Source organism: Clostridioides sp. ZZV15-6598, from assembly GCF_020657705.1.
GTDB classification, from domain to species: Bacteria; Bacillota; Clostridia; order Peptostreptococcales; family Peptostreptococcaceae; genus Clostridioides; species Clostridioides difficile_F.
The window spans coordinates 40,783-55,601 of the sequence record NZ_JAGWCS010000004.1; the positions used below are offsets into that span (position 1 = coordinate 40,783).

General features: G+C 30.0%; 8 protein-coding genes. 1 reads left to right on the forward strand and 7 read right to left on the reverse strand.

The window, feature by feature from the left end; genetic code table 11:
• Positions 1-97: 97 nt before the first annotated feature.
• Positions 98-2,509, reverse strand: coding sequence for a cell wall-binding cysteine protease Cwp84 (locus KGF50_RS01375; RefSeq protein ID WP_227846474.1), 2,412 nt, complete (start codon positions 2,507-2,509; stop codon positions 98-100).
• 232 nt (positions 2,510-2,741) lie between these two features.
• Between KGF50_RS01375 and KGF50_RS01380 the strand changes: the two genes are divergently transcribed.
• A complete protein-coding gene (locus KGF50_RS01380; protein WP_227846475.1) occupies positions 2,742-3,137 on the forward strand; it encodes a GtrA family protein in 396 nt (131 codons plus the stop codon).
• Positions 3,138-3,187: 50 nt separating this feature from the next.
• Here KGF50_RS01380 and KGF50_RS01385 read toward each other — a convergent pair whose 3' ends face one another.
• The 6 genes from KGF50_RS01385 to KGF50_RS01410 all read right to left on the reverse strand — a co-directional run bounded on the left by KGF50_RS01385 (position 3,188) and on the right by KGF50_RS01410 (position 14,708).
• A complete protein-coding gene (locus KGF50_RS01385; RefSeq protein WP_227846476.1) occupies positions 3,188-5,020 on the reverse strand; it encodes a cell wall-binding repeat-containing protein in 1,833 nt (610 codons plus the stop codon).
• A 32-nt stretch (positions 5,021-5,052) separates the two neighbouring features.
• The gene (locus KGF50_RS01390) at positions 5,053-5,760 is read right to left on the reverse strand and encodes a PIG-L family deacetylase (protein ID WP_227846477.1); all 708 of its coding nucleotides are present in this window, start codon (positions 5,758-5,760) and stop codon (positions 5,053-5,055) included.
• Between the two features lie 106 nt (positions 5,761-5,866).
• Entirely contained in the window at positions 5,867-7,738 is a 1,872-nt protein-coding gene (locus tag KGF50_RS01395; RefSeq protein ID WP_227846478.1) for a cell wall-binding protein Cwp2, read from the reverse strand.
• A gap of 420 nt (positions 7,739-8,158) precedes the next feature.
• Entirely contained in the window at positions 8,159-10,504 is a 2,346-nt protein-coding gene (gene secA, locus KGF50_RS01400) for a preprotein translocase subunit SecA (protein WP_227846479.1), read from the reverse strand.
• Positions 10,505-10,758: 254 nt separating this feature from the next.
• Positions 10,759-12,912 (reverse strand): S-layer protein SlpA, encoded by a 2,154-nt coding sequence (gene slpA, locus KGF50_RS01405; protein WP_227846480.1) that lies wholly within the window; start codon positions 12,910-12,912, stop codon positions 10,759-10,761.
• Between the two features lie 209 nt (positions 12,913-13,121).
• Complete coding sequence (locus KGF50_RS01410) at positions 13,122-14,708, reverse strand: cell wall-binding repeat-containing protein (RefSeq protein ID WP_227846481.1); 1,587 nt, start codon at positions 14,706-14,708, stop codon at positions 13,122-13,124.
• Between the last annotated feature and the right edge of the window lie 111 nt (positions 14,709-14,819).

Sequence of the window (14,819 nt, forward strand, 5' to 3'; positions counted from 1 at the left end):
AATAAGCCCCAACCATAATAACGATTGGGGCTTATTTCTTTTACATATTTTTAAACATGTATTAAATATTTTTTAAACTAGAAGATATTTAAGTTTATTATTTTCCTAAAAGACTATTTAATTCATTAAAAGCACTTTCATTTCCATTTCCGCCAACTCTAATTGGAGTTTCAATCTTCTTAGATTTAAGTACTGTCTTTTGACTCTCATCTAATTTATTTCCAACTAAAACAACTGGGGAGTCTGTCTTAGCACCCAATGCTCCCACTGCTAGTCCATCTATTAAGTCACCTTGACTTTTTGAACCATCTTTAACAACAAAAGCATATTTTAAATCTGAATTAGCATAGAACTTATCTATTATCTTAGCATTAGTTTCATTTCTATTGCTTCCTGCAAGTCTTGTTGGATTCGAAAGCTTACTTTCTAAGTTTGATGATAAAGTAGCTGTACCACCAATTATATAAGACTTAGTTATTTTTGATGAATTAAAAAACTCATCAGCACCTTGTAACTCACTCTTTTCGTTAGTAAGTATTATTGGCATATTGTTGTCAGCTGCTGCTGCACCAACACTTATTGCATCTGCAAGCCCATTGACACCATTTGCTACTGCAACTTGTGAAACTGATTTTATACTATTTAGCTTTTGAGCTAGTGATATACTAGTTTTGTATCTATCACTACCACTAATTCTCTCTATTGATATACCCATATTACTAAGCTGAGTTTGTATATTCTTACTTAAAGAGTTTTCTCCACCTATTAGATAAACTTTTTTAGTTCCTAATCTTTGTAACTCAGCTTTAGTTTTTGAATCTAAGTTATCTTTTCCTGTTAAAAGAATTGGAGAATCAATTACTGCTGTAAATGGTGTAGCTGTTAAAGCATCCACTATAGCATTTCCATTTACTAGTACTGCATTTTGTGAAGATTTCCATCCTTTTTGACTAACTTTAACTGCTGTTTCATATCTATCTGCTCCAGTTAAAGATTCTCCTGAAGTAGCTTGTCCAGAAGATGTTTTTGTTATAGCTTTTATAACAAAGTTACAAGGAGAGAACTCACTGTATGTATTTATATCTTCAAATTTATTATTTTGAAGTATGTAACTTTCACCTAAACTTGCTTTAGCTTCATATAGATAGTATCCATCTATGTTAGTTTCATATGCTAAAGTTGATTTTTCTCTATTAGGATTTGCTGTGTTATCTATAACTACCACTATTGCTCCTTTACCTTTTGGTAAGTTATAAGAGTTGGTAGGTACATTTATGTATCCAGAGTATGACACTGTTCCATTTGCAAGTTTTGTCATTGAGTTATTTTGAGGAACTCCATTTACTACTGGTGCATAATATACTTCATATTTTGCTCCTACTGAATCTGTTTCAAACATAACTGAGTCAAGTTTTTCAGAGTCTCTACTAAAATCAAATACATTTGCTGCTGTTATTTTATTTGACATTATTTTACTAAGACCAGCGTATTCAAGTTGATACATTTTTTTGTCACTATCTGGCTTTGATACTGACTTCATTGCATAGTTATCTGTATCTGTAAGTAAAGTTTTATCTTCATAAGAAATCCAGAAGAATCCTTTCATAGAATTGAACTCTCCCCAGCTACTTTTTACTAACCATGCTCCATTTGATTCTGGTTTAACATCTGAAGCAAAGTTATCTTTTGAATAATTGTCATCCCATCCTACTATTGCTACAGAGTGATTTAAAGGAGCTCTCTTATTTGTACAGTTATATGCTGTTTCATCATCATTAAAATAATTTGAATAATGTGCATATCCTGATGTCACTGAACCATATTGCATTATTGCATTTTTTACAGTTTCTTTATCTTTTCCAAGACGAATAACATCTGTCACATTAAATTGTGTAGGTGCAGTATCCATGTTTGAAGGTCTAGTTGCACCTTGCTCTTCAGACTTAAGATTATATGGTATATCTTTATCTAATTTAGGGCCTGCCCATGCAGTCAAATATCCTATAGCTGTTACATTTGAACTACCTGACATATCGTCTAAGTTCCATCCATATGTTCCACCAGTTGACCACCATCTAAAGTGTTCTTCTGAAAGGTCATAAGTTCCATAACCTTTTAGCTTTAGGTATGACTCTAAAGTTGACATACTAGAAAATGCCCAACAAGTATTAAGGTCTCCTTGATTTTTTGCTGGTGTAGTCAATCCTAAGTTCATTGGATTGTATGATGCACTTGCTTTGTATGTTGATGGAAGACTGCTTCTTCCCTTATTTTGAAGTGTTGTACCTTCCATTTCATGTGGAACTGGTATTACTCCATTGTACTTTACTGTGTCTCCATTTTTGACATCTTCTAGATATTGAAGATAGCTTTCAGAGTACTCTGCAGTTTCTACTCCATCTAGAGTTTTATTGTTTTCTGCTGAGACAGGTATTGTTGACACTATTAAAAAGCAAACTGTCAACAATGCCAGTAGGCTTGACAATTTTTTTGATTTGTACTTTCTCATATTTACCCCCTTGTATGTATTTAATTTTTATTATATCAGATTTCTAAATTTAGGTCATATTTTATTTTGATAAAATATAGATTATTGGTGTATATTAAGTGTAAAATATTATAATTTTATTTTTTATTGTATTTTACAATATATTGATTAGTTAATGAATGTGTTATACTAAAATGTGTTAGTAGTCTTTAAATAAATTGTATTTGATTAATTTAGTTTAGGAGGGTTATATTTGATTTTTAAAAAGCATAAGGAGACAATATTATATTTATTTTTTGGAGCATTTACTACCCTTGTAAATATAGTTTCATATTTATTTTTTACTAGAGTTATTTCATTTAATTTTATGGTTGCAAATGCTTTGGCATGGATACTTGCTGTTTTATTTGCTTATGTTACTAATAAGTTTTTTGTGTTTGAAAGTAAGAAAGTTGAGATAAAGTTTTTATTTAAGGAATTTTTGTCTTTTGTTAGTTTTAGGTTACTTTCTGGTATTATTGAAATGGTTATTATGTATATAACGATTGATTTGATTTCTTTAAATGATATTATAGTTAAAGTCTTTACTAATGTAGTTGTTATAGTTTTAAATTATTTATTTAGTAAAATGATAATTTTTAGAAAATAAAAAGTAGACTACTAGAAATAGTAATCTACTTTTAAAATTTTATTTAATCTTTAAAATCCATCATCAGTTACATTTGATCTTCCCCATCTAGAAACTTTATTAGTTGAAGTGTTTATTTCAACAACTTCTATATATGATCCATTTTTAGCCTTTTCAATAAATCCATCATTATATGAAGAAACATCCTCCCAATATCTAGGATTAATTTTATCCCCTACATACATAGCTGATGGTTTATCATCAACAACTCTATAATAAATTTTATAATCAGAATTTCGAGGTTTACTTGAAATTGTGACCAATACATAATCTTCTTCTTTTACATATAAAGGCTCTGTTTTTACAGAAAGACCTCTTGCAAGTTTATCATCAACCTTAGTATCATTAGTTTTTGGCTTTGTTCCACTTATTGCAGGTTCCTTACTACCAGTTACTGTATCTATCTTACCTGAGTTTTTTATTATAACATCAGAAGAGTTATTGGATATTTTAGTTATTTCCCCATCATTTACAATATATATATTCTTAGCATTTGGCAATATAGTTATAAGCCAAATTTCACCAGAGCTCTCATTTTCTACTTTACAACCATTTTCAGTATAGATATCTAAGTCTTGTATACTACCTTTATTTAGCATTTTATTATTTTTTATATCTCTTATCTCTATAGTACCATTGATTTCTCCTAAATTACTAACATCGCCATTAGGCATATTTATAGTTATTGATTGTTTATATACTCCATCAAATTCAACTTTTATAGCTTTATCAGTTTCTATTTTAAATGAGCTATTTATCCCTGTATCTTTTTCTGGTTTAAATTTTATAATATCATTTGCATCTGCTTTTTTTATAGCTACACTAAGTTCATCAATAGTTTCAACAGTATACTTAGTCTCTTCTTGTATATCCAGTATATCTTCTACAACATTTTCATTCCCTAAACCACCGATTTGAGTAACCTTGTCTATAATCTTAGTATTTAACACATCCTTTTGAGTAGTATCCAATTTATTTCCTGCTAATACTATTGGGGAACTATTTTTAGATGCTAACACACCTACTGCTAAAGAATCTATTAAATCATTCTTATTCTTTGTACCATCTTTTGTCACATAAATATTTTTTATATCAGTATCTTTATAAAATTCTTCTATAATCTTTGCATTTGTCTCACTTCTACTACTGCCTGCTATTCTTGTTGAATTTGGTAGATTTCTTTCTACAGAACTAGAAATAGAGTATGTACCACCTATTACATATGATTTTTCTATATCTTTACTATCTATAAAATTGTCAGCCACTTCAGTACCATTATTTGAATCAGAAAGTATTATTGGCATATTTTCTTGAGCAGCTATAGCTCCAACACTTACTGCATCAGCAAGCCCTTTTTCCCCATTTACTACAACTATTTTAGATATAGATTTTTCCTTATTTAGCTTTTCAGCTAATTTTAAAGAAGTATCATATCTACTATTTCCAGATATTCTTTCAAAATTTATATTTTCTTCATTTAACTGCTTTTCAATATTTGAACTTAGTGCAATTGAACCGCCTATCAAATATACATTTTTTACACCAAGTCTTTTTAATTCTGTTTTGGTTCTACTATCTAATTTATTACTTTGGGTTAATAATATTGGTGCATCTTTTGCCTTTGCAAATGGAGTAGCTGATAAAGCATCTGCTATTGAATTATCATTTACTAGCACAGCACTCTCAGACTTTGTCCATCCAGCTTGACTTATTTTTATTGCAGTTTCCCATCTTCCAGAACCTGTTAATGTGTCTTTTGTAGATGCATTAGATGTATTTCCATGTAATGTAACAGTTAAAAATGTTATAGTTAACAAAGACACTATCTTTTTTGATATTTTCATTAATTCTTACCTCCTAATTTTTTCATAATATTTTATGGAGCATGTACATACTGTATTTTATTTGTAGCTAGCTCATCAAAATGAGATTTTACTGAATGATATCCTATAGCATAATGACCACTTTCAGGATTCCATTTTTTATATGCATTCATTGCACTTAATAACTTCTCCTCTTGACTAGGTAATACCTCCCATACCTCTACATTTGGATTAATTTTTTTAAAATCATTATAATCATATGGTTCTACATAAAATCTTAAGTCTTTTATTTTACCTTCTTTATATAACTCTAATGCGGCTTCTCCTAATGCTCTATGGTCTTCATGTATACCACTAGCCTTAAATGGAGTAACAGTCTTTACCTTTGCATCTGGATATTCTTTTAAGTATTTAAGAATTATTTCCCTTGCTTTTTCTTTATTTAACTCTCCATCATGAGCTCTATTATCTTCTATATGTATATTACTTTCTTTTACGCCCATTGCTTCACAACTGTCTTTAAACTCTTCATCTCTCTCTTTTGAAAATGTACTCTCTGATAGAGAATACTTATGCACATCTTTAATATGATAAGAACATGACCCTCCATCATCTAAGACTTTTCTTATTATCGATTTACTACCATCTGTACACAATATTACATGTGTATCAGTCTTTTCAACATGCTCAATTATAGCACTACCCATACTTAAAGTTTCATCATCTTGATGTGGTGTAAAAAATAAAGTTGCATCTACCACTACTATATCCTCCTATTTCATAAAATGTTATAATTTACAATAAACAGCATAACTATAGAAAAAGATTCCTCTGTTTATTAAGGAATCTTCTCCACAGTATAAGTTATTACCAACCTAGTATCTTAGCTATCTTTTGTATTACTGTCAATTCAACTCCATTACCTATTTGAGTTACTTCTGCACCAAGATTTAATTTTTTACCAAGGGCATTCTTTTGTGAGTCTGTTATATCAGTTTTAGCTAGAAGTATTGGACCTTTACCTGCTGCTAGAGGTCCTGCTGCCAATGCATCTACTAGCATACCATTATTTCCATATCCATCTTTTGCTATATATAGTTTATCTAATTTATCATAATATGTTTCTATGACTTTAGCATTGGTATCGTGTCTTGTTTCTCCTTCAACTCTTTGAACTTTTCTATCTTTATCAATATCAACAAGTTGATTTTCAATTTGGCTAGATACATTATTAGAACCACCAACTATGCCAATCTCTTTTCCATCCATCAACTTGATTGCTTCTGCTGAGAGATCATTCCAACCATTTACTATTATAGGAGCCTTAAGTTCAGCAGCTTTAGCAGCTATACTCATAGCATCTGCTTCCCCTTTTGCACCTACTACAAATGCCTCTTTAAAAGAACCCATAGCTTTTGCTACTTCTACAGAAGTTGTATGTCTATCATCTCCAGCTAGTCTTTCAACATTCTTAGTTATTGATTCTAATTGCTTTTTAGCTGTGTTTGATACTGCTGACTCTCCGCCTACTATATATATTTTAGCAGATGGGCTTTTCTTAATTATATCTTTTATATAGTCTAAAGTTACTTTTGGTATTTCATTATCAGCTGCCAGCAGTATAGGTGCTTTTTTAGATTGAGCTAGTGGTGTAGCTGCTAACCCGTCAACTAATTTATTTGAATTAACTATAACTACATTATCAGTATATTTTGTTTGTTTTGCTATAGCTACTGCTGTTGCATATCTATCGTCTCCAGCTATTAATTTAACTTTTGAATTTCCTTCTAATGCTGACTTAGTATCTTTTAACTCTTTTTCGTTAGTGCTCTCTACAGTGAGCTCTATCGCTTTTCCAGATGCATCAGTATATTTAACAGTAAATTTATACTTTCCTGTTTCTGAATCTTTTGCTGAAATATCACTAATTGATTTTGATGTACCATTTACTACCATATTACCTTGAACAGTTAATCTATATCCATCGTATAAATCTTGTGGTGAAACTGTGTTTAAATCACTATTTTTTATAGTTATTTCAGCTAATTGAACATCATCAATATTTTTAGCTCCTGCTACACCTAATTTATTTATTTTATTTACTTTAAAACCTTCTGCAGAAGGATCTAAATTTGTCCCAGTTGAATCAACTGGATTTACTGTTAAATCAACCTTTTCATCACCAATACTAACTAATATAGTTTTAGAAGTTACTGTTTCTGCTTTATCTCTTAGTGTTATAACTAACTTATCATTGGCACTATCATATGAAGCTTTTACATCTGCAACTTTATAAATTCCATTAGTTTCAGTTTTAGCTTTTTCTGTTATTGAATTAGCTTCAGCCGAAAGGTCTGCTGAATTTTCATATTTTTCAATTGCTTCAGCAACTACTTCATTTGCACTATTTGTTGTATGCCCTTTGTCTGTTATAGTTACAAGAAGTTCTTTATTTTCTCCTAAAGCATTTACTAGTTTTTCTAATTCATCTATATTAGTTATTATTTTTAATTGTGATGAAGTTTCACCAACTTTTATTTCATATATTGGTTGTCCAACTTGAGAACCTCCAGTATATTTTTGAGACATTAGGTCTCTAACCTTTGAAACTAATTCTGTAGCTTCTTTTTTAGTTATTGTTTGTTTTTTTACCTGTGTAGTTTCTGCAGCAAAAATTGGAGCTACTGATGTACTTATCATAGCAGCTGCCATAACTACTGAAAGATTTTTTCTATTCATGGTATTCTCCCCCTAAAAAATTCAGTTTTTTATCAATTTTTCCTTATTTACCAATTATAATATATATCTGACATTATTTCAATAAATAGGATGTATTGTAATAATTAACCATTGACCATAAAATTCATTTTAGTGCTTTATTTTATAAATATTTATGTATACAAAAAAGTAACAAAATTGTAATTTTTTTTTATAATCCAGTTTATAACTAATAGACTTTTCATCTTCTTTATAGTATAATATTAAATGGAAGAAAGAAATTTCAAGCATCTCTTTTTTCCGTATTTCTCACACAGAAAAAGAAGCTGATTTTCAGCTTCTTTTTCATTTATATATATAATTATTTGACTGTAATTAGAATATAAAAAGTCAAAATGCTTTATTAATCTTTTCATTTAATAAAAATTATATGAATATTTCTTAGTTAAATTTATATAAGTATTGTACTGTTGCTTCCCTTATATTTTTATTTAAAGCTTCAAACATATCATATCCCTCTAAAGCATATTCTTTAAATGGGTCTTTTTGTGCATAAGTTTTAAGACCTACATACTGTCTTAACTGTTCCATAGCATCTATATGATCTATCCAGTATTGGTCAACTACTTTTAAAAGCACTGTCTTTTCTAACTCAACAACCTTATCAATACCAATCATCATCTTTTTCAAATCATATACTCTTTTGGAAATTTCATAAGTACTATCAATTATCTCTTGAACACTTTTTTTATCTACACCAGGTATTAGTAACGTATCTGCTGGCATAAATGTACTATATAAATATTTAAAATATCCATAATAATCTCTTTTTCTTCCAACTAAATAAGTTTCTCCTGCTTCTTGTATGATGTCCTTAACCATTTTTTGAATATCTTCTTGGATATCCTCATCATTTAACACTTTGTTTCTTTCATTATATACAACTTTTCTTTGTTCATTAATAGTATCATCATACTTAAGGACGTTTTTTCTTATTTCAAAGTTTTTACCTTCAACACCTTTTTGTGCTCTTTCTATAGCTCTTGTAAGTGCTTTACTTTCAATAGCTATATTTTCCTTTGAACTCGTTCTCTTCATAAGTTTCTCTATAGTCTTTCCACCATAAAGTTTTATCACATCATCTTCAAGACTTACAAAAAATCTTGATGTTCCAGGGTCTCCTTGACGACCAGAACGACCTCTGAGCTGATTATCAATTCTTCTTGATTCATGTCTTTCTGTCCCAATAACATAAAGACCACCTAAATTTTTAACTTGCTGTTCTTCTTCTTTATCTCCTGCACCTAGAGAAATATCGGTACCTCTACCTGCCATATTTGTAGCAATCGTTATAGCATCTAATTTCCCAGCTTTAGAAATTATTTCGGCTTCTTTATCATGTTGCTTTGCATTTAGTACTTGATGCTTAATACCTTGCTTTTTAAGCATTTTAGATAATTTTTCAGACTTTTCAACAGAAACTGTTCCTACAAGTATTGGCTGTCTAGTCTTATGTATCCTTATTATTTCTTCTACAACAGCATTATACTTTTCTTCTTCAGTTTTAAACACCTTATCATGTAAATCTCCTCTAATAACTGGTTTATTAGTTGGTATTTGAACAACATTTAATTTATAAATTGACTCAAATTCCCCTTCTTCTGTCTTTGCAGTACCAGTCATACCAGAAAGTTTTTCGTATAGTCTAAAGAAGTTTTGATAAGTAACAGTAGCCATAGTCTTAGATTCGTTTTTTATCTCAACACCTTCTTTGGCTTCTATAGCTTGGTGAAGTCCATCTGTATATCTTCTTCCATCCATTACTCTTCCTGTAAATTCGTCAACTATCATTACTTCTCCATTTGAAATAACATAATCAACATCTTTTTCCATAAGCTTATAACCTCTTAAAGCTTGATTTATATGATGATATAGTTCTATGTTCTTTATATCAGTAAGGTTTGTTATCCCAAAAAATGACTCAGCTTTACTTATGCCACTTGCTGTTAAAGCTATAGTTTTGTCTTTTCTATCCATTTCAAAGTCTTCTTCTTTAACAGTTTTTATAAAGCTATTTGCCAATTCATAAAGTTTTAAATCTTCATCACCATCTCCTGCAATAATAAGTGGAGTTCTAGCTTCATCTATTAATATTGAGTCTACCTCATCTACTATGGCAAAATTTAGTTCTCTTTGTACTTTATAAGATAAATCTGGTACCATATTATCTCTTAAATAGTCAAATCCAAATTCACTATTTGTACCATAAGTTATATCACATTTATATTGTTGTTTTCTTATACTTGGGTCTTGGTTAGCTATAATTACCCCTACTGTCATGCCAAGAGATTCATAAACTGGACGCATAAGCTCTTTATCACGTTCTGCCAAGTAATCATTTACTGTGATTACATGTACACCTTTACCTGTAAGGGCATTTAAATATACTGGTGCTACTTCAACTAGTGTTTTACCTTCACCAGTTTTCATCTCTGCTATCTTACCTTGATGTATTACTATACCACCAATTAACTGCACTCTATATTGTCTCATGCCTAGTGTTCTTCTTGATACCTCTCTTACAACTGCAAAGGCTTCAATTAGTATATCATCTAAAGATTCACCCTTACTCAATCTATTTTTAAATATACTAGTCATTTTTTTCAATTCATCATCAGATAAATTTTGCATTTTATCTTCTAATATCTCTATTTTATCTACTATTAGATTTAATCTTTTAATTTCTTGCTCATCTGCTTTATCTAGTATTGTATCTAAAACTGACATATATTTCTTACCTCCTTATTTATCATACAACTATTATTATACCTTAAAAAATCAGAATAGTAGACAACTTTTTTTATTTATAGTATAATAATCATACTTAAATGAATTACATCCTTTAATCATTTGAGTATTTCTCACAAAAAAGAGAGTCTAAATATTTAGGCTCTCTTTTATTTTTCTATTTTAATGTCAAATATAAAAAGGATTTCTTATATAAGAAATCCTTTTTAATACAATTTATTTTAAAATCTCTATTACATATCTAATAAATCTTTTACTTTTGTTATAACTGAATTAGCTATTCCTTGACCAACTTGAACTAAATTTTTAGTATCTTTAGCTGCACTCTTACTTATACCTACATGTTGGTCAGATGATAAACTATCAGTCGCTAATATTATTGGAGCTGGAGATACAACAGTAGCACTTCCAGTTATTGGTTTACCATCTGAATCAAGTGTTACACCGAAATTACCAGCCACTGCTGCTGCTGCTAATGCATCAACTAATTGATCTTCCTTAGTAGAACCATCTTTAGCTACAAAGTAATTTTCTACTTCACCTTGTCTGAAGTAATCTTCTTCTTTCATAACTTCAGCATTAGTTTCTTGTCTGTCATCTCCACTTATTCTATCTGGTGAATTACCAGTTGCATCATCTATTGCTTCCATTACTTCTTTAGAAACACTATTTACTCCACCTATTATATCAACTTTTGCATCATCTAAGAAATCTTCTGCTTCAGCACTTAAAGTTTTTGCTTTTCCATCAACAACAACAATTGGAGTAGCTTGACCTTTTGTATCTAAATCACCACTAGAATTTCTTAATTGAGAAGCAACTGGAGCTATACTCATAGCATCAGCAAGTCCTGTTCCTCCTACTACAAATGCTTTATCATTATCTAAACCTATTTCATCTGCTATTTCTAGAGAAGTTGCATATCTATCATCTCCAGCTAGTCTTGTAACTTTAAGACCCATATCTTTTAATTCATTTTCTACATCTTTAGATATAGAGTTTACACCACCAGCTAAGTATACCTTTTTAGAAGTATTTACCCCAGTTGTAGTCTTTAGATCCATAACTCTCTTTATTTCTGATTTAGTTGCTGAATCTAACTTATCTTTTGAAGTTAATAATAATGGAGCTTTTTTCTCTGATGCTAAAGGTGAAGCAACAAGACCATCTACTATTGCTTGAGAACCTACTAAAACAACATTATCAACTGCATCTTTAAATAAAGCATTATCATCATTTGAATTATAATATTTAGAACTTAATTCCACTGCAGTTTCTATTCTGTCATCACCAGCTACAACTACATTATTTGAATAACCATTATTATAATTTTTTAAATCTTTTATATAATCTGTTAAATCTTTTATTTTATCAGCTTTTATTACTAATTTTGCTGGAGCATTTGTATTGTCTCCACTTGCAGATTTAGTTTCTAATCTTTTACCTTCTGGATAAAGAACAACTTGATATTTTCCACTAACTGTACTTACAGCGTTTGAATTAGTTCCATTTGCATCTAAGTCATCATAAAGATCATTTAAATCACTTTGCTTAAATACATATTTTTTAGCTAAGTCTTGAGCAGTCTTACTTGAACTTGCATCTATATCTATTGACTCTTCTTTAGCATTTATAACTCTAAGAACTTCTGTTTTATTTGCATCTGGTGTAACTTTTGTAAATATACTAATTGTTCCAGCACTTGTATCTACTTTAAATGATTCATTCATATCTACCTTTGGTACAGCAGTATCACTAACATCAAGTTCACAAGTTGCAAGAGTTAATGTTTTTGCATCAGCAAATGCAGCAGTTCCATCAGCTACTCCAACTTTATATTTTGCTGCTGCATCTGCATTTACTGTAACAACAAGTTTTTCTGCCCCTGTTGAACCTGTAATATTAAAGTTAAACAAATCAGAACCTTTAAGGTTTTTCCCTGCTGTAACATTAAGTTTTGCAGATGTATCACCCTCTATAACTGCTCCTAGCTTAACAGTTGTTGCAGCGTTTAATATCACTTTATTTTCAATAGCTTTTTGCATTGCTTTTAAGTCATCTACTGTTACACTTTGTTTATCAGCATTGTAAGTAATTGTGAAATCTACAAAATCTCCATCACCTAATCCGTCTAGTTTAGCATCAACAAGATTAAATAATGTTTTTGAATCCTTAACCTCTGCAGCTACTGTTTTTCCTTCAAAACTAACAGCGATATTTGATATTATTTTTTTATCTAGCCCATCTTGTAATTCCTTAACTGCTTTTTCATATTTCCCTTGTACTACAGTATAATCTGCAGGTTCTACAGTTGCAGCAAAAACAGGCGCAGCCGAAGCTAGTACTGTTAAACCTGACATAGCTATTGCTATATTTTTCTTATTCATTTCTTAAATTCCTCCCAACATTATATTAAATTACATCTCTTTATTATGTACATAGAATAATCATCCATATATTCCTAATATTTCTCACATCTCTATAATAATCCATTTTTATTCTTTTTGCAAGCTATTTTTTTAAATTATTATTTTCTCCAAATATATGAGTTTTTATACCCAAAACTTTAAGATGTAACAAACTAATAAATTTAATTTTACTTATTTAAAAATTCTTGAGTTGCATACACTTGTCCATCTGGTAATATGTATAATCCAAATCCAGTATATGCAAACTTAGAGTTCAACATGTTTTCATTATACTTATCAGACTTCTTCCAGACTGTAAATATTACATTTGCCACTTCCCTAGCATCTTTTGTTGTATAAGTACTCTTTGTAGTAAGTGGTACAAAAGCTATATTTTCTTCACTTCTCACTCCTCCAGAAAACAATTCCGCAGCATTTTTACCATTTATTACATGTGCAAATTCACCTTTATCAGCCATATACTTAGACCAATAATTTGCCATTCCTTGTAAGTTTTTAGACATTTGTAATGCTTCTTTACCTTTTTCTTTTCTATAAGAATTCACCAAATCATACATTTCACTAGAAACCATCATCTTAAATTCAGCACTATTCATGTCATTAGTCTTATATTCAAGTACATTTACCTCTACTGATATTGATGTAGTTTTTCCACCAATATCAGTAGCCTTTATAGTCACTTTATATTTACCAACCTTATCAGTGTTAACCTCTCCTATGAGTTCTGGCTTCAATTCATTTCCTTTATTGTCCTTTGCAACTATATTTAGTTTGCTTACATCAAACTTATCTCCTTGATAGATATTTAAATTTCCAACAGTTATTATTGGTGCACTTGCGTCTAATGCTGATGCACTTAAGCATTGCTCTAGTGTCTTTTCATCTATACCACCTAATGCTGTAACTTTATCAGCACTTCTAAGTACAGATTTATCACTGCTTCCATCAACCAATACTATTGGTGCATTTTTAGCTATAGAAGAACCAGCAACTGCATCCACTAATTGAAACCCTTTAGAAAGATAGAATTCTTTTGCTGAACTGTAAAAATGTTTTATGACTTTTTTGTTAGTCTCAAATCTATCTTCACCAGCCAATCTAACTGCATTAGTTTTTTTAACTAAATCATTACTTATTATCTCTTCTGAACCAAGTGCATAACATTGTACACCTTCTTTTTTCTCAAATGGTACACTTTTCCCATCAGTTAAAATTATAGGAGCTCCATCTCTTGATGCTACTGATGATGCACTCATAGCATCTGCTTCACCTGTATACCCATTAGTTATAAAAACCTTATCTATAGGCTTTATTAAAGCTATTTCTTTTGCTATAAGATAACTTGTTTCTATTCTATCATTACCACCTATTCTTTTGACTTCTATTCCTTTTTGCTTTAATTTATTTTCAACTGATTTTCCTATTGAATCTTCAGTCCCTATTATGTAAACTTTTTTTACACCTTTTAACATGTTTTCTGTATCTGATGGTATATTATTTCTTTGTGATAATAATATAGGTGCTTTAGCTGCTCCTGCTAGTCCACTTGCACTAAGTCCATCTGCTAAAGTATTATCTGTATTTACTAGTACTACATTTTCATATGTTTGCTTCTGTGCAATTTTGGCAGCTGTCTCATATCTATCTTTTCCTTGTATTTTTTCTATACTTGAAAGTGCATCAATATTCATTGTCCCTGCCATTATTAATGATATTACTAATCCTGTTGATAATATTCTCTTATTTACCTTCATAAAATTCCTCCTACCAATCTTTTAATAATTCAACTATTATAAATTACATCCTCAGTAGTTATTCCCTTAAAATTTATAAATGTCTAAAATAAAAAACATCTAAAATACCAT

Bases quoted from the DNA above. Each gene is read 5' to 3' on its own strand.
- KGF50_RS01375 (WP_227846474.1), bottom strand. From the start codon at position 2,509: ATGAGAAAGTACAAATCAAAAAAATTGTCAAGCCTACTGGCATTGTTG.
- KGF50_RS01385 (WP_227846476.1), bottom strand. From the start codon at position 5,020: ATGAAAATATCAAAAAAGATAGTGTCTTTGTTAACTATAACATTTTTA.
- KGF50_RS01395 (WP_227846478.1), bottom strand. From the start codon at position 7,738: ATGAATAGAAAAAATCTTTCAGTAGTTATGGCAGCTGCTATGATAAGT.
- secA (WP_227846479.1), bottom strand. From the start codon at position 10,504: ATGTCAGTTTTAGATACAATACTAGATAAAGCAGATGAGCAAGAAATT.
- slpA (WP_227846480.1), bottom strand. From the start codon at position 12,912: ATGAATAAGAAAAATATAGCAATAGCTATGTCAGGTTTAACAGTACTA.
- KGF50_RS01410 (WP_227846481.1), bottom strand. From the start codon at position 14,708: ATGAAGGTAAATAAGAGAATATTATCAACAGGATTAGTAATATCATTA.